Annotated in this window: 19 protein-coding genes and 1 other RNA gene; 13 read left to right on the forward strand and 7 right to left on the reverse strand. The window is 40.1% G+C overall.

Annotated features, from left to right (window positions below):
* Window positions 1-148 precede the first annotated feature (148 nt).
* A complete protein-coding gene (locus AB1498_13190; GenBank protein ID MEW6089246.1) occupies window positions 149-490 on the forward strand; it encodes a P-II family nitrogen regulator in 342 nt (113 codons plus the stop codon).
* 1 nt (window position 491) lies between these two features.
* On the opposite strand, the gene AB1498_13195 is transcribed toward AB1498_13190, so the two are convergent.
* Window positions 492-2696, reverse strand: a complete 2205-nt coding sequence (locus AB1498_13195) for an HD domain-containing phosphohydrolase (GenBank protein MEW6089247.1) — start codon at window positions 2694-2696, stop codon at window positions 492-494.
* A 396-nt stretch (window positions 2697-3092) separates the two neighbouring features.
* On the opposite strand from AB1498_13195, the gene glnA reads away from it, so the two are divergent.
* From glnA to AB1498_13220, 5 genes are all read left to right on the forward strand, one after another.
* A complete protein-coding gene (gene glnA, locus AB1498_13200) occupies window positions 3093-4592 on the forward strand; it encodes a type I glutamate--ammonia ligase (GenBank protein ID MEW6089248.1) in 1500 nt (499 codons plus the stop codon).
* Between the two features lie 67 nt (window positions 4593-4659).
* Window positions 4660-5358, forward strand: coding sequence for a type 1 glutamine amidotransferase (locus tag AB1498_13205; protein ID MEW6089249.1), 699 nt, complete (start codon window positions 4660-4662; stop codon window positions 5356-5358).
* 11 nt (window positions 5359-5369) lie between these two features.
* Window positions 5370-5744: a helix-turn-helix domain-containing protein gene (locus AB1498_13210; GenBank protein ID MEW6089250.1), complete on the forward strand. Its 375-nt coding sequence runs from the start codon at window positions 5370-5372 to the stop codon at window positions 5742-5744.
* A 252-nt stretch (window positions 5745-5996) separates the two neighbouring features.
* On the forward strand, window positions 5997-10535 hold the full coding sequence (gene gltB, locus AB1498_13215) for a glutamate synthase large subunit (protein ID MEW6089251.1): 4539 nt from the start codon (window positions 5997-5999) through the stop codon (window positions 10533-10535).
* A 39-nt stretch (window positions 10536-10574) separates the two neighbouring features.
* On the forward strand, window positions 10575-12005 hold the full coding sequence (locus AB1498_13220) for a glutamate synthase subunit beta (GenBank protein ID MEW6089252.1): 1431 nt from the start codon (window positions 10575-10577) through the stop codon (window positions 12003-12005).
* Window positions 12006-12015: 10 nt separating this feature from the next.
* Here AB1498_13220 and lon read toward each other — a convergent pair whose 3' ends face one another.
* The 6 genes from lon to AB1498_13250 form a co-directional block, all read right to left on the reverse strand.
* The gene (gene lon, locus AB1498_13225) at window positions 12016-14367 is read right to left on the reverse strand and encodes an endopeptidase La (GenBank protein MEW6089253.1); all 2352 of its coding nucleotides are present in this window, start codon (window positions 14365-14367) and stop codon (window positions 12016-12018) included.
* Window positions 14360-14728, reverse strand: a complete 369-nt coding sequence (locus AB1498_13230) for an Hsp20/alpha crystallin family protein (protein MEW6089254.1) — start codon at window positions 14726-14728, stop codon at window positions 14360-14362. The genes lon and AB1498_13230 overlap by 8 nt, the downstream gene beginning before the upstream one ends.
* A 137-nt stretch (window positions 14729-14865) precedes the next feature.
* A complete protein-coding gene (locus tag AB1498_13235; GenBank protein ID MEW6089255.1) occupies window positions 14866-16326 on the reverse strand; it encodes a 4Fe-4S binding protein in 1461 nt (486 codons plus the stop codon).
* A 48-nt stretch (window positions 16327-16374) separates the two neighbouring features.
* Window positions 16375-17304, reverse strand: a complete 930-nt coding sequence (locus AB1498_13240) for a HEAT repeat domain-containing protein (GenBank protein ID MEW6089256.1) — start codon at window positions 17302-17304, stop codon at window positions 16375-16377.
* A 27-nt stretch (window positions 17305-17331) separates the two neighbouring features.
* Window positions 17332-18066 carry a carboxypeptidase-like regulatory domain-containing protein gene (locus AB1498_13245; GenBank protein ID MEW6089257.1) on the reverse strand — a complete coding sequence of 245 codons (735 nt, stop codon included), beginning with the start codon at window positions 18064-18066 and terminating at the stop codon, window positions 17332-17334.
* 35 nt (window positions 18067-18101) lie between these two features.
* Window positions 18102-18986, reverse strand: a complete 885-nt coding sequence (locus tag AB1498_13250) for an ethylbenzene dehydrogenase-related protein (protein ID MEW6089258.1) — start codon at window positions 18984-18986, stop codon at window positions 18102-18104.
* Between the two features lie 86 nt (window positions 18987-19072).
* Between AB1498_13250 and murB the strand changes: the two genes are divergently transcribed.
* The 7 genes from murB (at window position 19073) to dapF (ending at window position 24501) form a co-directional block, all read left to right on the forward strand.
* Window positions 19073-19975 (forward strand): UDP-N-acetylmuramate dehydrogenase, encoded by a 903-nt coding sequence (gene murB, locus AB1498_13255; protein ID MEW6089259.1) that lies wholly within the window; start codon window positions 19073-19075, stop codon window positions 19973-19975.
* Between the two features lie 57 nt (window positions 19976-20032).
* Window positions 20033-20197 carry a hypothetical protein gene (locus AB1498_13260; protein MEW6089260.1) on the forward strand — a complete coding sequence of 55 codons (165 nt, stop codon included), beginning with the start codon at window positions 20033-20035 and terminating at the stop codon, window positions 20195-20197.
* A 113-nt stretch (window positions 20198-20310) separates the two neighbouring features.
* Window positions 20311-20662: a transfer-messenger RNA gene (gene ssrA, locus AB1498_13265) on the forward strand.
* Between the two features lie 109 nt (window positions 20663-20771).
* Window positions 20772-21734: a transposase gene (locus tag AB1498_13270; GenBank protein MEW6089261.1), complete on the forward strand. Its 963-nt coding sequence runs from the start codon at window positions 20772-20774 to the stop codon at window positions 21732-21734.
* Window positions 21735-22111: 377 nt separating this feature from the next.
* Window positions 22112-22273: a hypothetical protein gene (locus tag AB1498_13275; protein MEW6089262.1), complete on the forward strand. Its 162-nt coding sequence runs from the start codon at window positions 22112-22114 to the stop codon at window positions 22271-22273.
* 159 nt (window positions 22274-22432) lie between these two features.
* On the forward strand, window positions 22433-23689 hold the full coding sequence (gene lysA / locus AB1498_13280) for a diaminopimelate decarboxylase (protein MEW6089263.1): 1257 nt from the start codon (window positions 22433-22435) through the stop codon (window positions 23687-23689).
* On the forward strand, window positions 23686-24501 hold the full coding sequence (gene dapF, locus AB1498_13285) for a diaminopimelate epimerase (protein MEW6089264.1): 816 nt from the start codon (window positions 23686-23688) through the stop codon (window positions 24499-24501). Before lysA ends, dapF begins: the two co-directional genes overlap by 4 nt.
* The last annotated feature ends 197 nt before the right edge of the window (window positions 24502-24698 follow it).

Raw genomic sequence — 24698 nt, forward strand, 5'->3', positions numbered from 1 at the left:
CACAATATGATGATTATTATACCTCAAAATTTTCTTAAAAACAGGGGGGAGCATTTAAAAAGTTGATTTTTATCGATAATGATAAGGAATTTTAATAAAATGTCAAAGAGATTTTTGACATTACGCTGCCCCTACAAGGGGAATAAAAATGAAATTAATAATCGCAATTATTCAGCCATATAAATTAGAAGAGGTGAAAGAAGAACTATATAAATCGGATATAAACCTAATCACGGTAAGTGAAGTCCTGGGCCACGGCAGGCAGAAGGGTGTTACTGAAGTTTACCGTGCGGCGAGAGAGACGGGGAACCTGTTAAGAAAGGTTTGCCTTGAAATTGCCGTTAATGACGATTTTGTCGAACCGGCTGTAAAGGCGATTACAAAAGGCGCGAAAACGGGCGAGACCGGCGACGGTAAAATTTTTGTCCTGGATTTAAAGGAATGCGTCAGGATCCGGACCGAGGAACGCGGCTCGAATGCGATTGGCTAAGTTACTTTTTGATTTTTTTCTTTGAAATAATTTTCAAAAATACATCTGTTATCTGAGGGTCAAACTGCGTCCCGGAATATTTCTTAATTTCTGAAATGGCGTAATTGACTCCGGGATTTTTTCTGTAAGGCCTGTTTGATGTCATGGCGTCGAAAGAATCAACCAGGTGCAGTATTTTACTGCCTACGGGAATTTCGCTGTTTTTAAGGCAGTCAGGATAACCACAGCCGTCATTTCTTTCATGGTGGGATTTTATCAGCGGGATAACGTCCTCAAGCTGTTTTATTCCTTCAAGGATTTTTGTGCCTTTCAGGGGATGCCCGTTGATGATTTCACGTTCATCATTTGTGAGATTCCCGTTTTTATCAAGCAGGTTGTCGGGAACGGCGATTTTCCCGATGTCATGCAATAACCCGGCCAGTTTTATTCTCTTGGTTTCATTTTCATCCAGTCCCAGGTTCTTGGCGAGTTCTTCCGCGTAATTTGCCACATTTTCAGAATGGCCTTTTGTCCAGGGGCTTTTCGCTTCAAGGGCGCTGACTAATACGGTTATAAGTTTGATAAAAAGTTCTTCAAAGGCGTCAATTCTTTTTTTAAGTTCTGTTTCTGAATTGAGGAGCCTCTGGTGTGTCTTTTTCAATATAGTGATGTCTCTGGCGACAATGATTGCAAAAAGAAAATTGCTTTTATCATCATAAATCGGTTTTTTACTTAAATAAAACCACTCTCCGGATATTGTGTTTACTTCGATGTCCTCAATAGTTTTATTCCCGTTGAGATAATCTTCAAGATTAACATTGTTGTTTTTATTGTCATATGGAAAGATATTATAAAATTTAGTGTAAAGTATCTTGTCAATAGGCTGGTTAATATACCTTATAAAGCTTTTGTTGCATCTTTGGATATTGGATTCTTTATCGATAAGGACGATAAATTCGAAAGCGCTGTCAAAAATCGTTTCCCATTCTTTTTTTGCTTTTGATATATTATTGATTAAAGTATCGCGTTCTTTTTCATTTATTTTATCTTTTGAAATATCGCGCGCGATCGTTTTTGTTTTAATTAAATTTCCCTTGTCATCGACCTCCGCGAAAACATTCAAGCTCGCGGGCAGAACGGAATTGTCTTTGCGGACAAATTCTCTCTGGACGTTTAGCAAAATCCCGTTTTTCGCAAGCGTCCCGAATGTATCTCTAAAAAGAATTTTGGATTTTTCCGTAAAAAAATCAGTAAGCGGTTTTCCGATAATATCTTCCCTTGCGTAACCCAGCATCTCGATGCCGGTTTTATTGCAGTCTATTATAATCCCGTCTTTATCGATTGAATAATACATGTCAGGGGCGTTATCGTATAAATCGCGGTATTTTTCTTCGGATTCTTTCAGGAGTTCTTTTGCTTTTGTGCTTTCCTCGTAAAGCCTCGCGTTTTGGATGGCTGAACCGATATGCGCCCCGATCGCGGATATCAGGTGTATTTCTTCCCTGTTGAGGACATGGGGCGGCCTTGTTAAAATATTCATAACACCTACAATTTCATCTTTCGCGTATATCGGGACGCCGATAAAAGAATTGAGGTTTTCGGCTATTACTACGGGCCGGGCAATGCGCGGGTCGTGGGAAGAATCTTCGGCAATGTAAATAGTTTCTCCCGATTGCGCGATACGGCCTGTTAATCCTTCGCCGATTGCTATGTGTGTTTTTTTGTAATCATTAACAAAAGCATCAGATAATCCTATGGATGCTCCCCAGAAAAGACAGTTTGTCCCCTGGTCTTTTAAAAAAATCATGCCCACGGACGCGTTTGTAATTTCAAGTGTTCCTGTCAGAACATCATTAAGGACTTTATTTAAATGCAGGGATGAATTTGCGGTCACACCGATGTTTTTTATTGATTCAAGCTTGTTTTGTATATTTTTCAGGTCTTTGGTTTGTTTCTCCACTTCTTTTAAAAGTTTTTCATTTATTTTTCTAGATATAAATATGAAATAAAAGGCCCCGGATACTATAATAAAGATAATAAGGCTGATTAGTATTTGCTGTGCCTGATAGGCCTGGTGAAGTATAAACTTAAATTCTTCATTGGTTGTGTCAAGGGTGGTTTTGAAAGATTGATGCCCGATAATTAAAATTATAAAAACCGTCAACAAAGTTAAAATTAATATAAACCATTGTTTTTTAGTATCTATAAGTTTTTTATTTAAACTCATCCTGCTCCTTGGCTTATTGTAATACTTGGCTTTATCGACAGATTCAGGGTTTTTTTAAAATTAAATTTTGAAAGGATTCACAATATTTAATATATATGCATAAAAATTCCGATCGTATAATATATTTTTTAACAATTTAAAGAAAACTGGCTTAAAAAAAATTTTGAATTAAAGTTACCAAATACGCAATTTTTTTACTTGTATATCTGATTAGGCACAAAGTGGTGCCAAATTAAGCATTTCGGGAACACAGGCGTTCAGATAAGTAGTTATGAGCAAAAGTTATAAGTTAAAAGATTGAAACCTTGAGACTTAAAACTAAGAAGCTAAAACTATATGATTGGGCGCCTTTTTTATTGCAAAAAATAAGAAAAAATCATTAAGGAGGAAAAACTGATGCCGGAAAAAAAGACAAAAGAGGTAAAAACAGAAAATCCGCTTGCAAACGGCGGTTTTAACGAAAAAGCCGCCAGGGATGTTATTAAACTTATTAAAGAAAAAAACATCCAGATAGTTGATTTGAAATTCAATGATTTACCGGGATTATGGCAGCATTTTTCAATCCCCGCTTCTGAATTATTAGAACAGGAAGATATTACCCGTTCTATCTGGGTGGATGGAATCGGGTTCGACGGCTCATCAATACGCGGGTTCCAGAAGATCCAGGAATCAGATATGATTATGATACCCGACCCTTTAAGCGCTGTTATTGACCCGGTTTGCGAGGTCCCGACTTTAAGCATTATTTGCGATATTTATGACCCCCTTACCCGAAAACCATACTCGCGGGACCCAAGATATATCGCGAAAAAGGCCGAACAGTATCTCAGGGATTTAGGCATAGCTGACAGCGTGTTTTTCGGACCCGAGGCGGAATTTTTTATTTTTAATGACATCCGTTTCGACCAGAATGAAAATTCAGGGTATTATTTTATTGATTCAAACGAAGGGGATTGGAATACAGGGAGGTCCGAAAACCCGAATTTAGGATATAAGGTCCGTTTTAAAGAAGGTTATTTTCCTGTGCCTCCTCACGATTCACTGCAGGATTTAAGAAGCAGGATGATTTTAAAAATGAAGGAAGCCGGGCTTAAAATTGAAGTCCATCACCATGAGGTTGCGACTGCCGGGCAGTGTGAAATCGACATAAAATATAATACATTGACAAAAATGGCTGATGATCTTTTGATGTATAAATATATTATCAAAAATATGGCAAGGAAAAACAATATGGTTGCCACCTTTATGCCAAAGCCTCTTTTTGGTGACAATGGTTCAGGCATGCACTGCCACCAGAGTTTGTGGAAAAACGGGGTTAACCTCTTTTATGACAAGGACGGCTACGCTCTTTTGTCCCAGACCGCGAAATACTACATCGGCGGGCTCTTGAAACACGCGCCAAGTTTAATGGCTTTTTGCGCGCCGACGACAAATTCATATAAAAGACTGGTGCCCGGTTATGAGGCACCTGTGAACCTGGTTTATTCCGCGAGAAACAGGTCTGCCGCAGTCCGGATTCCTATGTATTCAAACAGCCCAAAATCAAAACGCATTGAATTCAGGCCGCCTGATCCTTCATGCAACGCATACCTGGCTTTCAGCGCGATGCTCCTGGCTGGCCTTGACGGGATAAAAAATAAAATTGACCCGGGAGAACCCACGGACATGGATTTGTTTGAAATGAGCGAGGATGAATTGAAACATATTCCGACTGTCCCTGGTTCACTTTACAGTTCCCTAAAAAATCTCGAAGCTGACCACCAGTATCTGTTACAGGGGGGGGTATTTACAAAAGACGTTATTGATGTATGGCTCGAATATAAGTATAAGAGAGAAATTGATTCAGTCAGGATGAGACCTCATCCGTATGAATTTTATCTGTATTTTGATATTTAATATAGGTCTTATAAGACCTATATGACCTATTGTAGCAGCGGGCTTGCCCGCTGCTACGGGATTAATTATGGTTCTTATCATCAAACACATCGGATGTGAAGGTCCCGGGACACTGGGAGATTTTATACATAAAGCCGGCATAAAAACAAAAGTTGTTGAACTTTGGAATGGGGAACCTCTGCCGCCGCCGGATAAATGCGACGCTGTTATTTCACTTGGCGGGCCGATGAATGTTTACGAAGAGGATAAATATCCTTTTTTAAAACAAGAGGACAAATTTGTAAAAGAAATTATTAAAAAAGAAATCCCTTTTCTTGGTATTTGTCTCGGCAGCCAGATACTGGCCAAAGCCTTAAACGCGAAAGTCCTAAAGGCTCCCCAAAAAGAGATTGGCTGGTATCCTGTAAATTTGAATAAAAAAGAGCATAACGACCCCTTATTCAAAAATTTATATCCTGAGCTGGTTGTTTTTCAGTGGCATGAAGACACGTTTGAAATACCCAAAAAGGGTGTTTTGCTGGCTGAATCAAAAACATGCAAAAATCAGGCGTTTAAATACGGTAAAAATGCGTATGGTTTTCAATTCCACATTGAAGTTACGCCTCAAATAATAGATGAATGGATAGATGAATACGCTGTAGAAGGGGGCGCGGACATTGATATTATGAAGATACGCGGGAATACACACAGGGTGAATAAAATATTTAATAAACAGGCTAAACTTATTTATATTAATTTTTTAAAAATATTAGAAGCTGTTTCATAAGTCTTATAAATATGATTACAATATTTATTTCTGAAAATGAAAAAAAAGCAAAAAAAATAATCAGCGAGATATTGTCCAAGGAAGGATATACTGAATCTGATATTTTGGACCAGGGGAATATTTTTAAAATTGTGAATAAAGAAAAAATCAGTGACTTGGAGCCCTTAAAGGAAAAAATTATTGAATTGGAAGAATCTTTCTTCAAGGAAAATAAGGGCGTCTTATACAAAGTGGTTTTAGAGGCCATAGAAAAGCCTTTAATAGAACATGTCCTCGAACACGCCGAAGGTAACCAGTTAAAAGCCGCAAGAATATTAGGGATCAACCGCAACACAATGCGCGCGAAAATCAAAAAATTCGCTATCAAGCCGGAAACATATAAATAAAAAAAAGGCATTGTTTTTTTAAGATGATTTCGCTGTTTCGTCCTGTTTTTAAAATTGTATTGACAAAAAATATTTAATTGTTATAATGTCTGATAAGACAAAGGCGTCTGCGAAGTGCGGAGGCCTTTTTCTGTTTAAAATACATTAAAAGAGGCGCCTGAGGCGGCGTCTCTTTTTTAATTAAGGTTAAACTTATTTTTTTATATGCGTCAATAATAATCCAAATCAATATAAATTAACAGGTAACTTGTTATGAATAAAAGAGAAATATTCGAGAAAAATGGGTTATATGACTCCGGGTTTGAACATGATTCCTGCGGAGTCGGTTTTGTCTGCAATATTAAAGGAAAAAAGTCGAACGAAGTTATCAAACAGGGATTAGAGGCTTTACGCCGGCTGGCCCATCGCGGGGCCACGGGGGCTGACCCCAGGACAGGTGACGGGGCGGGTATTTTAATCCAGATGCCGCATGAATATTTTAAAAGGAAAGCCGCTGGATTTAATATTAACCTGCCGGAAGAAGGTCATTACGGGAGCGGCCTTGTTTTTTTACCGACAAATTCAAGTGACAACCGGTTTTGCAGGGATACTTTCTCAAAAATCGCAAAAGAAGAAGGACAACCTATTCTTGGATGGCGAAGGCCCGATATAGATAACAGCGGTATCGGGAAAACGGCCCGTGAAAGCGAACCGGTAATAGAGCAGATATTCATCGGGCGGGATAAAAGTATAAAAGACCAATTGGCTTTTGAAAGGGCCCTTTATATTATCCGTAAGCGTGTTGAAAATGCCGTCCGTAATTCAGATATCATTCAAAAATCATTTTTTTATATTACTAACCTTTCCAGTAAAACTTTCTCGTATAAAGGGTTGTTAATGCCGGCCCAGGTAGAAAATTTTTTTCCCGACCTTAAAGAAGACGGCCTTGTAAGCTCCCTTTGTCTGGTCCATTCCCGTTACAGCACGAATACGTTTCCGACATGGGATTTATCCCAGCCTTTCAGATACTTAGCCCATAATGGTGAAATAAACACTTTAAGGGGAAATATCAACTGGATGCGGGCCAGGGAAGGCCTGTTGAAAAGCGTTTTATTTGGCAGGAAGTTAAAGAACCTTTTCCCGGTTATTGTCCCCGGCGGGAGCGATTCAGCGGCGCTTGATAATGTTTTTGAACTTCTGGTTTTATCAGGAAGGTCCCTTCCTGAAGCGATGATGATGCTTATCCCGGGCGCCTGGGAACGCAACAATTTAATAGATGAAAAGGTCAAAGACTTTTACAGATACCACGCGTGCCTGATGGAACCATGGGACGGCCCGGCGGCAATCGCGTTTACCGACGGGACAAAGATTGGGGCCTTGCTTGACAGGAACGGCCTCAGGCCCGCGCGGTATATTGTTACTAAAGACGATTTTGTGGTAATGGCTTCGGAAATGGGTGTCCTGGACATTTCCGCGGAAAACATTGTTCATTCAGGCCGGCTCGAACCCGGGAAAATATTTTTCATAGACACCGAATTGGGCAAAATTATCGATGATGCCGAGGTAAAAGAAAAAATGGCGTCATTACACCCTTACGCGGGGTGGCTTAATAATATGATTGACCTTGAAGAAATAGCGGAAGAACAAAAATTTGAAAATAAAAATAATATTGATCTTTTAGAGAATTTAAAAACCTTCGGTTACACGCGCGAGGACCTGAAACTGATAATAAAACCGATGGCGGAAACCGCCCAGGAGCCAGTCGGATCAATGGGGAATGATACGCCGCTCGCGGTTTTATCGAATAAACCTCATGTCCTGTATAATTATTTTAAACAGCTTTTCGCCCAGGTCACAAACCCGCCTGTTGACCCTATCCGTGAAGAGATTGTTATGAGCATGGAAAGCTATCTCGGGCCGGAAAAGAATATTTTTGAAGATGGGGCGGAGCATTGCGTGAAGCTCAGGGTGAAACAGCCGGTTCTGTCCAATAAAGAACTTTTTTCGATTATAAATATCAAAGAAAGAAATTTTAAAACCAGGGTTATACCTGTTCTTTTTAAAGTCAAGGATGAACGTGGCTTTGAAAGAGTTTTAAATAAAATAGGAAAAGATGCTGAAAGGGCCATAAAAGATGGATTTACATTTATCGTATTGAGTGACCGGGGTATTGATAAAAATCACGCTCCGCTGCCCATGCTGCTTGCTTTGGGCGCCGTGCACCAGTATCTTGTCAAAAAAAGTTTGCGAAAACAAATAAGCATAATTGTCGAAAGCGCCGAACCAAGGGAAGTCCATCATTTCGCGCTTTTATTCGGTTACGGCGCGGATTGTATTAATCCATACCTTGCTTATGAGGCTGTAAATGACCTTATAAAAGAGGATGAGTTAAAATTGGACGTGAAAACCGCGAATTACAATTATATTAAAGCCGTGAATAAAGGTATTTTAAAAATACTTTCGAAAATGGGGATTTCCACCCTGCAGAGTTACAGGGGCGCGCAGGTATTTGAAGCCGTCGGGTTAAGTAAAGAAGTTATCGACAAGGGTTTCACGGGAACTGTTTCAAGGATAGGCGGGGCGGACATTAGAATGATCGCCGGGGAATCTATATTGAGGCATAAAGAGGCTTTTAAGGCGGGGAATTTAAATGTTAATATCCTTCCAAGCGGGGGGCAGTATCAATGGAAAAAAGACGGTGAATTCCATTTATGGAACCCGGAGACCATCGCGGCTTTACAGGATGCCGTTAGAAACGAGGATTACCGGAAATACAAGGAATTCGCGGGTTTGATTAATGACCAGTCAAAAAATCCGGCCACTCTCAGGGGTATTTTAAAGATATCCGCCCCTGCCGGAAAACAATCTATTTCTATTGATGAAGTTGAACCGGTTGAAGAGATATTTAAACGTTTTGTCACAGGGGCCATGAGTTTTGGTTCGATCAGCCGGGCCGCGCATGAAAGCCTGGCAATCGCGATGAACCGGATAGGCGGGAGGTCAAACACAGGCGAGGGCGGCGAGGACCCTCAAAGGTTTTTTCCAAGGCCTGACGGCAGTTCGTGCCGGAGCGCGATAAAACAGGTGGCGTCGGGAAGGTTCGGGGTAACGACTAATTATCTGGTTAACGCGGATGAGATACAGATTAAAATAGCGCAGGGCGCGAAACCGGGAGAAGGAGGCCAGCTTCCCGGCCATAAAGTAAGCGCTATTATCGCTAAAACGCGTTATACGACACCTGGTGTGACACTGATTTCTCCCCCGCCGCACCATGATATTTATTCGATAGAAGATTTGGCGCAGTTGATTTTCGATTTAAAAAATACAAATCCGAAGGCAAGGATAAGCGTGAAATTAGTTTCTGAGATAGGAGTTGGAACAGTTGCCGCCGGTGTCGCGAAGGGACACGCAGATATGATTTTAATTTCAGGGGGCGACGGCGGGACAGGCGCGTCTCCTCTGAGTTCGATAAAACACGCGGGACTGCCGTGGGAGCTTGGAATATCCGAGACGCACCAGACGCTTGTTTTAAATGACCTTCGCAGCCGTGTCAGGCTTCAGACAGACGGCCAGATGAGGACAGGGCGTGATGTCGCGATAGCAGCGATATTGGGTGCTGAAGAATATGGCTTTTGCACTTCGGCTTTAATTGTTTTGGGATGTGTAATGCTTCGGCATTGCAACCTTAATAACTGTTCGGTAGGTATTGCCACGCAGGACGAATACCTGGAAAATAAGTTCCGCGGCAAGCCCGAAGATGTAGTGACTTATTTTCATTTTGTGGCGCAGGAACTCCGTGAATTATTAGCTTCAATTGGAATAAAAACTGTTAATGAGCTGATTGGTGAAACACAATTACTTGAGGTTAACCGGGACATTCTTCCATGGAAAGCGAAGGGGATCGATATGTCGCGGATCCTTTATAAACCCGAAATGCCGGAGGAAACAGGCCGTTTCTATATTACACCGCAGGACCATAATATTAATGATGTTCTGGATCGGAAATTAATTGAACTTTCAAATCAGGCCTTAAAATACAGGAAACAGGTAAAAATTGAATTACCGATAAAAAATGTCAACAGGGCGACCGGCGCGATGTTAAGCGGCGAGATTTGTTTGAAGTACGGCGAGGAAGGACTGCCGCCGGATACTGTTTATTGTAAATTCAACGGGGTGTCGGGCCAGAGTTTCGGAGCTTTTCTGGCTAAGGGAGTAACTTTTGAGCTTGCGGGTATGGCAAATGATTATGTGGGAAAAGGTATCTCAGGCGGTAAAATAATTATTTATCCCGATAAAAAATCGGGATATAAAGCTGAAGAAAATATTATAATCGGAAATACGGCGTTTTACGGCGCGATTGCCGGGGAAACATATATTCGCGGGGTTGCAGGCGAACGGTTTTGTATCCGTAACTCGGGGCTTTACGCGGTGATAGAAGGAGTAGGTGACCATGGCTGTGAATACATGACAGGCGGCAGGGTCGTGGTTCTCGGCGGGACCGGGAGGAATTTTGCCGCGGGGATGTCGGGCGGGATTGCCTATGTTTATGATAAAGATAAAAGCTTTAAAGACAGATGCAATATGGAAATGGTTAAACTGGAAAACCTGGAGAAAGAAGACGAGGACATGATAGAAAAACTCGTCATGTCGCACCATACACATACTCAAAGCACGCTTGCGAAAAACATAATCGATAATTTTGAATCAGAAATAAAAAAGTTCGTCAAGGTAATGCCGATGGAATATAAACGAATACTGGATTTAAAGAAACTTGAAGAAAAAAAAGGTTTGAGCGAGGTATCTGAAGGGTGAAAACTCAAATGAAAAATGCAAAATGTAAAATGAAAAAAAATGAGAGATTTAAAAGGCTATATAAAAATTAAAAGAAAAAAACCGGAATACCGTCCGGTTTGTGAGCGGGTGAAAGATTTCAGTGAGGTGTCCATATTGCGCAAATTGGAACATTCAATTGAACAATCTTTGCGCTGTATGGATTGCGGAACGCCTTTTTGCCACTGGGGATGCCCCCTGGGGAACATTATTCCTGAATGGAATTACCTTTTATCGAATAATAAAATTGGCAGGGCGGCCGAGCTTCTGCAGTCAACCAATAATTTTCCGGAATTTACAGGAAGGATTTGTCCCGCGATATGTGAATACGCGTGTGTCCTTGGAATTAACGATGAAGCAGTGACTAACCGCGAAAATGAACTGGCTATAGTTGAAAACGCGTTTAAACAGGGGTTTATAAAAGCAAATCCTCCGGGAAAACGCACGGGAAAAAAAATCGCGGTTGTCGGGTCCGGCCCTGCGGGACTGGCATGCGCCGACCAGCTGAACAAATACGGGCATCACGTTACGGTTTTTGAGCGGGACGAAAAAGCGGGCGGGATACTCCGCTACGGGATCCCTGATTTTAAACTTGGGAAAAATATTATAGACCGCCGGCTGGAAATTTTAAAAAAAGAGGGGATAAAATTTAAAACAAAAGTCAATATTGGTGTCGATAAACCGGTGGCGGATTTAAAAGAAAAATTTGACGCGATTTGCCTCGCGGGAGGGAGCAGGTCTCCCCGCGACCTTAAAATTGATGGCAGGGAATTAAAAGGAATATATTTTGCGATGGATTTTTTAATACAGGCAAACCTGCGTAATGAAGGAAAAAGGATACCAAAGGATAAGCTGATTGACGCAAAAGGTAAAAATGTCGTGGTCATCGGCGGCGGTGATACAGGGGCCGATTGCATAGGAGTTTCACACCGCCAGGGGGCGAAATGCGTGGTGCAGCTTGAAATCCTGCCTTGCCCGCCGGGGGAACGCACGGGTGATTTCCCATGGCCGAAATATCCGATGCTTTTTAAAACCTCGACGAGCCATGAAGAGGGCGGCGAAAGGAAATGGAGCGTTTTAACCAAAAAATTCACGGGGGAGAACGGTTACGTTAAAAAAATTATCTGCGTGAATGTAGAATGGCAAAAGGACGCGAAGGGTTCCAATGTGATGAAAGAAATCCCGTGTACCGGATTTGAGATTGACGCGGACCTTGTAATACTTGCCCTTGGTTTTGTCCACCCTGAACATGAAGGCCTTGTCAGGGATTCCGCGGTCGGGCTGGATACGAGAGGCAACGTTAAAACAGATTCAAATTACCTCACATCCCAGGAAGGTATTTTCGCCTGCGGCGACATGCGCCGCGGCCAGTCACTGGTCGTATGGGCGATCGCCGAGGGCAGGAACTGCGCGAAGGCAGTTGATGAATACCTGAAAAATAAATCAATTTAATACATAACTGTTATTTTTCCAATGCCACTTTTAATACTTCATCAATCTTATTTACATAAATAAACTTAAGCTTGTTCTGTATATGTTTTGGGATTTCCATGACGTCTTTTTCATTTTTACTTGGTAAAATTATTGTTTTTATACCGGCCCGGAGAGCGGCAAGGACCTTTTCTTTTATCCCCCCGACAGGAAGGACGGTTCCCCTTAAAGTGATTTCACCGGTCATCGCGAGATTGTTTTTTACCCTGTGTCCTGTGAGAAGGGAAACAAGTGATGATGTGATCGCTACCCCGGCTGACGGGCCGTCTTTAGGTATGGCTCCCGCGGGAACATGCAAATGCAGGTCATGTTTTTCGAAAAAATCCTCGCTTATTTTATATTTTTGCGCGTGTGAACGGATATAGCTTAATGCCGCCTGGGCGGATTCTTTCATTACACTGCCGAGTTGTCCAGTCAAATTAAGGTTTTTCGAGCCTTTCATCATTGTGGATTCGACAAAAATAATATCACCGCCGGTTGGTGTCCATGCAAGCCCTATAGAAATACCGGGTTCGGTAAGCCTCTGGGCTGTTTCGGAAAAGAATTTTACCTGCCCAAGATAATTTGACAGGTTTTTCTTTTGTATAAGAAATTTATTTTTACAGTTTGAGCTTGCTATCTCTTTTGCGACTTTTCTGCAGATCGTGGCAATTTCTCTTTCAAGATTTCTTAAACCCGCTTCCTGGGTGTAATTCTGTATGATTTCAGGCAATGCGTCTTTGGAAAATTCCAGGTTCTCCTTTGTTAACCCGTGTTCTTTCAATTGGCGCGGGATAAGAAATTTTTCCGTGATAAACATTTTTTCATCCAGGGAATAACCGGGTAATTCTATCACTTCCATCCGGTCTCTTAAGGCCGGCGGGACAGGGTCAAGAATATTCGCGGTGGTAATAAATATCACTTTTGATAAATCAAAAGGAAGGTTAATATAATGGTCCGTGAAGCTGTAATTTTGTTCAGGGTCAAGCACTTCCAGAAGAGCGGATGAAGGGTCGCCCCGGAAATCAGTCCCGAGTTTATCAACTTCATCAAGCATAAAAACGGGGTTTTTTGAGCCGGCTTTTTGTATCCCCTGGATAATTTTCCCGGGAAGGGCTCCAACATAAGTCCTCCGGTGGCCTCTTATTTCAGCCTCATCTCTCACCCCCCCCAGAGACATTCTTATGAATTTTCTGCCAAGCGCCCTTGCGATGGATTTCCCCAGGGATGTTTTCCCGACCCCCGGCGGCCCTACAAAACACAGGATAGGGCCTTTCATATCCTGTTTCAATTTACGGACCCCAAGATATTCCAGTATCCTTTCCTTTACTTTTTCAAGGTTGTAATGATCATTGTCAAGAATTATTTTCGCGTCACTTATGTCAAGGCTGTCTTTTGTTTCTACGCTCCACGGCAGGGATATCAGCCAATCAAGATAATTTCTGGATACAGTATATTCCGCTACGCCCGGCGGCATTTTTTGCAGGCGGTTAAGTTCTTTCAGGGCCTCTTTTTCTACCTCTTTCGGCATAGTGGATTTTCCAATTTTTTCCTTCAGGTCTTTAACTTCGATACTGCGTTCGTCCTCGTCTCCCAGCTCATTTTGAATCGCTTTCATTTGTTCCCGGAGATAAAATTCCCGCTGTGTTTTATCAATTTTGTTTTGCACATTTTCCTGTATTTTGGACCCTAATTCCAAAAGTTTAAGTTCTTTATTCAAAAATATCGTGACCTTTTCAAGCCTGGTTTTTACGTCGAAAGACTCTAAAATTTCCTGTTTTTCGGACACATTAAGATTAAGGTTTGAGGCCACGAAATCAGCTAAAAGTCCCGGGCTGTCGATATTCATCGCGACGATTTTTAGTTCATCAGGAAGATACGGCTGAAGCGATATAATCTTCTGGAATTGATTGGCGGCATTTTTAGCGGTCGCTTCCAGTTCTATCGTATTGTTTATTATGTCTTTGACAGGTGTGATTTTTGAAATAAAATATGGTTCCTCCTGTATTATTTTGTCTATTTTAATCCTGCGGATACCGCTTAGTATTATCCTGATTGTTCCTTCAGGGAATTTTAAAAGCCGTATAACTTTCGCGGCGGTGCCGAACAAATATAAATCGGAAGGTTTTGGGTCGTCTATGCTGTCATGGATAGCGACCAACCCGAGGGTTTTATCGCCCGACATAATTTCATCCAGTAATTTAATTGATTTTTTAGAATTAATAATGAGCGGTATGCTGATAAAAGGGAAAAGCACAGTATCTCTTACCGGCAGTATCGGGAGTGTGTCGGGAATATCTATCCGTTCTAATTCTTCCTGGTTGAAACCGTCTATTTTACTCATGTTTATTTTTAAGATTTTTAGCCAGGACAATTTTTAAAAAACCGTTTTTATAAATCGCCTTGACTTTTTTAGTGTTTATTTCTACAGGTAAATATATAATTTTTTCAAAATAGCCCGTGTGTATTTCCATCTGGTTATAATTATTTGGTGTTTTATCATCCGCTAAAATGGAACGGCGGTGGCCCGCTATAGTCAAGGCGTCATTAGATATGGATATTTCAAAATCATCTTTTTTCATACCTGCGATTTCCATTATAATTATAAATTCTTTTTTGTTCTCACTTACGTCTGTCGGAGGATGCCATATATTTTCATTAATCATTGCCAGCGGCGTGTTGAATATGGAAATGTGCTTTATCATTTTCTCCATTTCATGATTAATACGGCCGTGGTTAGCGAATAACTTAATTTTTATAAAATGTGTCATTTTATTGTGTTTAATACCTGTCGCCTGAAAATATATCATATAAAAAAGGATAATGCAAATTTTTTTTTGTCTTAACTAAACAGCCAGTTTTTAACAATCAGCGCAAACATCAGACCTAAAGCCGAAATTATCCCTGAGTTTATAATCGCGAAGGCATGGGAACTTTTGTTAAATAATCCGGATTTATTTATTTTGTGAACGGCGGCGAATGAGATGATGCTTCCCGCTATAACAGGCAAAATCACTATCCACCGGAGCACCGGGACAGGAAGAACACTGGAAGGCGGTTTCAAAAGTTCAGCCTGGTAAATAGCGCGGAACGTTTTTACGCCCGCGGGATCCAATAACCCGTAAAATATATAACTGCCGCGGGTAAATACTTTTACAAACGCCAAAGCAAAATGGGAAAAGAAAATTAAAGGTATAAAAATACTGCTTTGAAACGCGATTATCTTGTTTAAAGATACCGGGTCATTCAAGGAACCCGGCGTTTCATCCTGGCTGGCAACAGGGTTGATTTTTACCTGTGAAAAGATATATGTCAGAAAAGACGGCAGAAAAACTATCATCCCCGGCAGGATAAAATAGACCCAGGGATAAAACACCGCCGCGGGCAGGCTCTCAGGAAATATTTTTTCCTGCAGATCCGGCCACAGCGGGACAAATTTCTCCATAATCATGCCCAGTAATAAAACAATAAAAAGCGTTTCGGAAAAAGGCCGATCATACGGCTGGAATATTTCTTTAAATATATTTCTTTTGTTCCAGCAGATATTATTGTTTGGGCAGAGTTTTATACACTGCCCGCAAAAATAACAATGTGTGTTTTCTTCAAGTGCCGCGGGAAAAATCCCGGCGGGGCAGGGGACGGCATTGTTTTTGAAAAGGGATTTGTTTTTCCCAAAAGAAACGGAGTAAAAATTTGTTTTCCCGTTGATGCATTCTTTAGTCATGCATTGTGAACACAGTTTTTTATCTTTTACGCGGACCTCCAGCGGGGAAAAACAGGAATAAATTCCTATCATACTGCCTATGGGGCAAAGGTATCTGCAGAAAACACGGCCGCGGAAAAGGAGCCCGAAAATAGCGCAGAGAAGAACAAAAATAAAAATAAGGCGGGCGGTTAAATCCGGGTAATGATTTAAATTTGTTAAATTTATTGTTATTTGTAAAAGGATAAAGACCACAGCGAGCGGATACCAGTTGCGGAGCAGCTTCGGATAATTGAGTTTTAATCCAAACTTGCTTGTAATGCCGTTAATCATACCGACAGGGCAAATGGCGCACCATGTTCTTCCAAAGAGAAGGACGAGAATAATAATCCCCATCATCCAGTATATCCAGAAAAGCAGGTTGCCGAGATTTGTATATATCAGCGGGTCAGGGGCGGGAACACCTTCAATATTATGATACGGCCAGGTCCATACCAAAATAAAAATAAGAATTACAAGCGTCAATAATTGAAAAATCCCAGGGAATATTCCTTGTTTTATTAAGTCGTTTATAAATTTATTTTCAAGCAGATTCTTCATATTATTTTTTTAATGACGACTCACGAATAACGTTTCACGATTTGCGGATTATCGATACAAACTATCCGGGTAAATCAGTTCTCCTTTTTCATTTTTATACGCGCATTTTTCCTCGCTGATACATTCAATCGCTTTCGCGGCCCATTCACGGACGGCGGTAACATCATCATTTAAGGCGGTCCTGATAAAAGGCAGGATTTTTTTATCTGTGAAACGGGTCAGTGATTGTGCGGATTTCTGCCTGACCTGCCAGTCGGGATGTTTTAACGATTTAATAAGAAAATCAATACCTTCCGGGTCCGCCAAGTCTCCAAGACTTAAAATTACAAACCCTGTGTTATCCTCATTCGCGATTTTAATAATATGGGCCGCAAGGCCTTTGCCTCCAATTTGCCCGAGCGCCAGGATACTTAATTTCTGCGTATTAATATCATTACTGTCCAGATTTTTTAAAAGAAACGGGACCGAGGGTTTGCCGATTTTTACAAGAGACCTTAGTATGTATTTTTTTGTATCTTCCTTTTCTTTGGAATACAGGCTGATTAAAGGTCCAATCGCGCTTGTATCGCCGATTTCTCCCAGTGCCCAGCACAAAACATATTTATGCCTGAAATCTGGCGAAGAAAGTTTTTCAATAAGTCCCGGGACACTTTCTTTGTCCTTTATATTTCCCAAAATGCCCGCCGCGTAGTCCTGCAAAACAGGGTCTTTGTCACCGAGAAGCTTTATTATCCCGGGGACAGCGGGCTTCCCGGTTTTTATTAAATTATTATACGCTTCTTTTTGCAAATCGGGATTTTTGTGTTTTAAATTTCTGATTAAAAATTTGATGGCTTTCTTATCGCCTTTATCAGCCTTTTGTGAGGCCGTTTTTATGTCTTCTATTGTGGTTAAATTAATAGGCTTCTGGTATAAAAATAATAATAAAATTACGCCTATTATTAAACCTGGTATTATAAATATTTTTTTAAAGTTCATAATTAAAATGTACCGCACTATGGGAGGCTACCATATTTTATTGACAATTATATCGACATCTCTTTTTATTTCATTGTCCTTAACAATAACAGCGGAGGGATTAATAGTCCCCTGGTCATATCTCCCGTAGAGATCCCCGATTTTCGGAGGACCTCCGAACCGGTCACGCGCGGCAAGATAATATGTTCCTCCCTGCGGCAAATAGACAATATACTTCCCGTCGGGCCCGGTTTTAACTGAGACAAATTTTGGGCGTTCCGACATCTGGACGTAAGTATAAACATGTACCCTGATGCCTTCAGCCGGGTTTCCGTCGGCGTCCCGTATCGTGCCGCTTATCCCTGTTTTACCGGTTTCCATGGCAGGAACAGAAGTTTTTTCATCTCCCTGTTTTATAAAACAGCTTATATCCAGGTTAACAGGCTCCCCGTTTTTTATTAAAACAGGCCCGACCGTTTCGCTTTTAATGTCGCCCGGCTGGACAGGTCCCGCCTGGTCCCCGCTCATTCTTTTTCTTGCCACAAAAAAATAAGAGCCTTCAGGAAGTTCTATTTTGAATTCCCCGTTTATATTGGTAGCTTCTGAAATTGAATATGGCGGGCCGTGCATATCAGCGCCTTCTTTGTAAACATAAATATAAATGTTTTCCACGGGCATAAGCGCCTTGCCTGATATAACAGATTTTTGGTCCTTTTTTTTGTCCCAAAACCACGCGTGACCGGAAGCGGTCAAAATAAGGAAAAATATTAATATCTTTTTCATGGGAAAACTCCTATAATAATAAACTACCATTTCAGTTATTCTCTTTCAGCAAATAAATCATCATCTTTGACTTTAATATCATTTTGGACAAATACCATCTCCTGTATTTCAGAAGAAATACTGTGGTCGGAATATGTATCGTCAAAGACCGCTATTTGAAAATGATAAGGATTATCCTCTGAAAACTCCATTCCCGGGTCATTTAACGGGTAAGTAATAGTTAATGTCCACAAACCGTTTTTATAACAACTTTTGGAATATATATTAGAAGTTCTTTCCGGATTTTGCAAGAAATATTTATTTTCATCTATGCCCGATGAATCAAGATTTATGCTCCAGATGAAATTATCTCTTGCATTTCTCGCCGCCCACCATATCCAAAGATTGTATATTTCATTATTTTTTGTTTTCATCTGGTGCGTCGGCGTAAGTATTGAATTTTGCACCTGCCACTCGTTTAAATGGCAGCTCGATAAACAGTTTTTAGATATGTTTTTGCCTGTGTTCCAGATAATTCCGAGGCCGTCTTCATTCCCTTTTGTTTTATTAAATGTTTTCGCGGCATTATCCCATAACGCAGGGCGCTCATTTTTACTTTTATCGGGCCATTGTATACGGAGAAACAAATTATTTTTGTTGTAAAAAGCGGAAAATTTAACTTTCACAGGGGAAGAGGGATCAGTATGATGGCAGGTTTTATTCGAAGCATGAATGGTTTCTTTATCGAGTTTTGAAAGTTTTGGCGGATTTTGGTTGAGCCTGCCATTTTCCACCGGGACATAATAAGATAAAGAGTTTTCCCAGTCATGTTCAGACGGTATATGGTCTATTTTAAAAACATAAAGCCTGTCGCCGGGCAATGAACAACCGGCTGAATTCAGTATCAAAACCAGCAAAAGAACACCTGATATATTTTTCATACAATAAATATATTATATCCGCGGGGTTATAGTTTCGCAATAATATATTTGTTAAAAATAATTAGTTGTGATATTATAATTTTATTATGGACAGAGCCGGCAATTTAAAAATTAAAGGGGAGATTTTATTTAATGAACCGATGTCGCAGCATACAAGTTTCAGAATAGGCGGGCCGGCGGACATGCTGGTTTTTCCATTGGATGAGGATGATATAACTGATATTTTGTTTTACGCCAAAGAAAGTCAAATTCAATGGTGTGTTTTGGGAAGAGGCACAAACGTTCTTGTGAAAGATAACGGGATCAGGGGGATTGTTATTAAAACGGATAAAGTATTAAACAAGATAGCATCCCATGATAATTTACTTAAAACATCAGCCGGCATTTTATTGCCGAAACTTGTAAGATTAACACAGGAATTGGGGCTTAGGGGGCTGGAATTTGCTGTTGGAATACCCGGCAATATCGGCGGGGCCATAGCAATGAACGCGGGTGTGAAAGATAAATGTATCGGTGATTTTGTGACCAGTGTATGGGGAATTACTGAAGACGGGGAAAGAAAAGAGTGGGAAAAAGAAGAGCTTGATTTCGGATACAGGCATAGCCTTTTTAACAGCATTAAATATATAATTACAGGAGCCGGTTTTTTATTGGAGAAAGATTCGCCTCAAAATATCAAAGACCGGATAGATGAATATATAAAAAAGAGAAAAGAGACACAGCCGTTGGAATATCCAAGCGCGGGGAGTATTTTTAAAAACCCGGGAGACGGGAAATTCGCGGCACAGCTTATCGATATGGCGGGCTGCAAAGGATTGCAAATCGGTTCCGCGAAAGTATCTGAAAAGCACGCCGGTTTTATTATAAACACAGACCCGTTAAAAGCGAAGGCGTCGGACGTTCTTTCATTAATTGAAGAAATCCAGAATAGGGTCGATAGAAAATTCAGGATAAAATTGGAGCCTGAGATAAAGATAATCGGTGAATAAAATAATAGCTTTTCTTTTAAAATTTTGTTAAAATAAATATTAAAGGAGGGCTTTATTATGAAAGGCAAAATACTCCATTATAATCGCAAAAACGAAATGCTCGGAAGACATGTGGTGAAAGATATTTTACAGCACCATTTATTGGGTATGATCAGGTCAAGGCAGGGGAAATTGCCTTTAAACTATATTTTGAGAGAGGGGCGCGGATTCAGGCATAAATAAATTATTGTATTTAGTGTGAGTAATTTGTCCCGATGTTCTTCGGTATCCCGAACCTCGATTTTATCGAGGCATCGGGATAGTTTGGGAAAATTTTTACGAAATAAAAATTTTAAGGGGGCGATTTGGTTTCGACAGGTATATATTAAACCTGTGCTCGCAGGCCGAGGTGCCATTGGCTCGTATAAACAAATGGTAAAACATAAACGCTAATAACGAATTAGCATTAGCCGCCTAGTCGCGGCTGACTGGGCAGGTTCCCGCCTGGGGAATTTGCCTGGTAAAAAATAAGCAGGATAGTCTTATTCTTTTACCTTGAGGAGTAAGATGAAAATCCTAAGGTTAGCTTTTTTTCTATTCCGCCGAAGTGAAGAGAAGAAAAGTGAAATATAAAAACTTTGGATAAGCCTGTAGGATACCAGATTTAATTATTCTTGGACGCGGGTTCAATTCCCGCCGCCTCCACCATGAGACTTTGAGACTTTAGTTGAGACTTTAGAGGGAGACTTTAGGGACGTTGTTTCCCAGAGTAAGTTAAATATTGACAAAGCATGTAAGTAGGGATATAATACTGCTCATGCCAAGACAAGCGAGATTAGATGCCACTGGTGGTTTGCATCATATAATGATCAGGGGCATAAATAAATCAGATATTTTTATAGACGATGAAGACCGGGTTAAATTTTTAGAACGAATGGGGCAAAATGTAATTGAAGGCAAATGTTCAATATATGCCTGGGTTTTGATGAAAAACCATGTCCATATTTTGTTTAAAACCGGAGAAGAAGGTATATCCGCGGTAATGCGGAAACTTTTGACCTGGTATGCTCAATATTTCAATCGCAGGCATAAAAGGACCGGCCATTTATTTGAAAACCGTTATAAATCGATATTGTGTGAAGAGGAAAATTATTTGCTTACGCTTGTAAGATATATACATCTAAATCCTGTACGGGCGAGGATTGTAAATAACCTGGATGATCTGGATAAATACCGATGGTGCGGCCATCACGCGTTTATTGCGAATTTAAAATATAAATGGATGGATAAAGATTATATCCTCTCTGAATTTAGTAATAAGAAAAGAACTGCGGGAAAGGCTTACCATAAATTCATTGAGGAAGGATTGAATAAGGGTTATAAGGAAGAATTGTCAGGCGGCGGTTTAATCAGAAGTGCCGGTGGATGGTCGAAGGTTTTATCAATGAGGACCCGAAATGAAAGAGTTGAGTTTGATGAAAGAATTCTTGGAGGGAATGAATTTGTCCATAATATTCTAAAAGAAGCAGAGGAAAAAGAAATAAGGCAATTAAAGCTTCGCCGGATGGGGAAAAATATAATAAATATAATAGAAGAAGAATGTAAAAAAAGCGGGGTAAATCCGATTGAATTAAAATCCGGCAGCCGGAGGAAAAAAGTAAGCCAAGTAAGAGCGATAATAGCCAATAGAAGTATTAAAGAACTTGGAATATCAATTGCTGAAGTTGCCAGGCATTTGGGGGTAAATACATCGGCAATATCGCGTGTCATAGTTATATAGAGTGTGAATAAGTGACGATGGCAAAACACAAAACACGAACGAGTATGCCATATATTGCTCGGCTCATATTCTGAATATGAATATTTAACAACTCTTCGCTTCTTTCGGTTTTGTTCAGAGGGAGTTAACTCCTTCTGAACATCCTTCTTCTTCTCTTTTTTACTCTTAAAAAGCCTGCTTACTTCTTCTTTTAATCTCTTAAATGTCTCTTTACTTATACAAAGTAATGATCTTACCTCTCTATCAAGGGGTATACCATGTCTGTTCCTATTTCCAAAAGTACCAAAAAAAGTTCTTGACAATGGGTTCTTTTGTGCTAAGATATTTTTTGAAAGTTCTTGTCGGATAAATATGTAAATTCAAAGAGGAGGAAATATATGTCGGAAAATGCCCACCATGGAGAGTTAAGCACAAGCAAAAAAGCCTTGATATGGGTTGAACTTGTAAGTTTCGGGTCACTGTTGGCTTATTTCCTGATTGGAATTGTCAAGCATGTTTTAGTGGTATATCTTGGTTTAGGCGGCGGGGCCCATCACTAAAATATTTTGATTTTCCATTAAATAAAATAGCAGTAGTTCAGCTTTTTTTTAAAAAACCTTCGATTTAGTTTTCGAAGGTTTTTTATTTTAAGATATTATTTATTTGACAGTTATTATTTTTTTTAATACAATTAATATTTAAATTAAATGTAGGTTAAAATGGGCCGTCAAGCGCTTAATTATAAAAATAAAAAATTATTTATTGAAGATGTAGGTTTCGAAAAACTGGTTGAAAAGTTTGGTACACCGCTTTATGTATATAGTTTTTCTGAATTAACAAAAAGTATCAAAACGTATAAGGAAGCTTTTTCTTCCTGTAAAACGTTATTTTGTTACGCCTGCAAGGCCAACAGCAGCCTGGAACTTTTAAATATAATGAGAAAATCAGGTTTTGGGACGGATATTGTATCGCGCGGGGAATTATTCGTTTCTTTGAAGGCCGGGGTCCCGCCGGATAGAATTGTTTACAGCGGTGTTGGCAAAAGAGAGGATGAGATAGTTGATGCGCTTGACGCGAATATTCTCATGTTTAATGTCGAATCGGAGGAAGAGCTTTTAGAAATAAACCGTGTGGCGTTAAATTTGAATAAAAAAGCCCGTGTAAGTTTTAGGATAAATCCGGATGTCGATCCTGAAACACACCGTTATATTTCCACGGGTTTGGCTTTAAGCAAATTCGGGATTGACATAAAGGACGCGGAGAAACACTATCAAAACGCGGTTAAGTTAAAAGGAATAGAAGTGGTTGGGTGCCAAATGCATATCGGGTCGCAATTAACTAAATTGTCCCCGGTTGTTGAGGCCTGCGGGAAACTGGTTGACCTGGTGAAAAGACTCAGGGAAAAGGGGGTAAGGATAACTTATCTTGATTTGGGCGGCGGCCTCGGCATTACTTATAAAAATGAGAAGGTCCCCGGACCCGGCCGTCTCGCAGAAAAAATATTGCCTTTAATCAAGCAATTAGATGTAATATTAATCCTTGAGCCGGGGCGTTCTATTGTCGGAAACAGCGGAGTTCTTTTGACGGAGGTTTTATATTTCAAAAATAAACATAATAAAAATTTTATTATTATCGATGCGGGTATGAATGATTTAATTCGCCCGTCATTATATGACGCATATCATGAAATAGTACCCTGTGTAATTAATAACAGCAAAAAAATCAGGGCGGATATTGTCGGCCCTGTATGTGAATCGGGGGATTTTTTAGCAAAGGACAGGTTAATCCCGCTTGTTCATAAAAACGATTATCTGTGTGTCAGGTCGGCGGGGGCATATGGGTTTTCCATGGCGTCAAATTATAATCTTCGTTTAAAACCCGCGGAGGTTATAGTGAACAATGACAAATTTTATTTGATAAGGGAAAGAGAATTATTGGATGATTTATTGAATCATCAAAAGATAGCTGGATTATGAAAGAGATAAATTTTACAAAGATGGTTGGAAACGGGAATGATTTTATAGTCATCGATAACCGTAATAATTTTATTTTAGAAAAGGATAAAAGCAATCTGGCAAAATTGCTTTGCACACGGCACTGGTCAATAGGCGCTGACGGGTTATTATTGATTGAGGAATCAAAAAAAGCCGGTTTTACCATGAGAATATTTAACCCGGACGGAGGGGAAGCGCAGATGTGCGGAAACGGCGCGCGCTGCGCGGTAAAATTTGCGTACTTGAAATTCTGCAAAAGCGAGAATTTAGTCATGGAGACAAAAGCCGGGATAATTAACGCCCGGGTGAAAAAAGAAATGGTGAGTTTGGCAATGACTGAACCCTCGCAAATAACTTTAAATTTAAACCTGAAATTAAAGGAGATGACGAAAGAGGTGTCTTTTATTAATACAGGCGTGCCTCATGTGGTATTTTTTACTGATAATCTGGATAAAGTTGATGTTTCCAAATTAGGTAAAGAAATAAGGTATTACCCTGAATTTTCTTCGCAGGGAACAAATGTTAATTTTGTCCAGGTTATTTCTGATACAAATATAAGGGTCCGGACCTATGAGCGCGGCGTTGAAGGAGAAACCCTGGCCTGCGGGACAGGGTCTGTGGCGAGCGCTATAATTTCATATCTGAAGAAAAACGTGATAAATCCTGTTAATGTGATAACTAAGGGCGGTGAATTAAAGGTTTATTTTAAAGAAAAAGATAAAAAAATAAATAATGTGTTTTTAGAGGGAAAAGCATCGGTTGTATATGAGGGCAGGATAGAACTAAAAAACTAAAAAAACGAAAATACTAAAGGATTGAAAAATAGTTTTTTGGTTCTTGAGTTTTTCGGTATTTTGGTCGCAATAAGGAGATGATACGATAAATTAAAAGTCAAAAGTGTTAGGTGAAAACTCTGGATTATAGGTAAAATAAACCATAGTCTGGAGTAGATAGGTTATAGGTTGAATTTGATTCTGGGGCTTAATTGACC

The organism is bacterium (assembly GCA_040754625.1).
Classification (GTDB): Bacteria; JACRDZ01; JAQUKH01; order JAQUKH01; family JAQUKH01; genus JAQUKH01.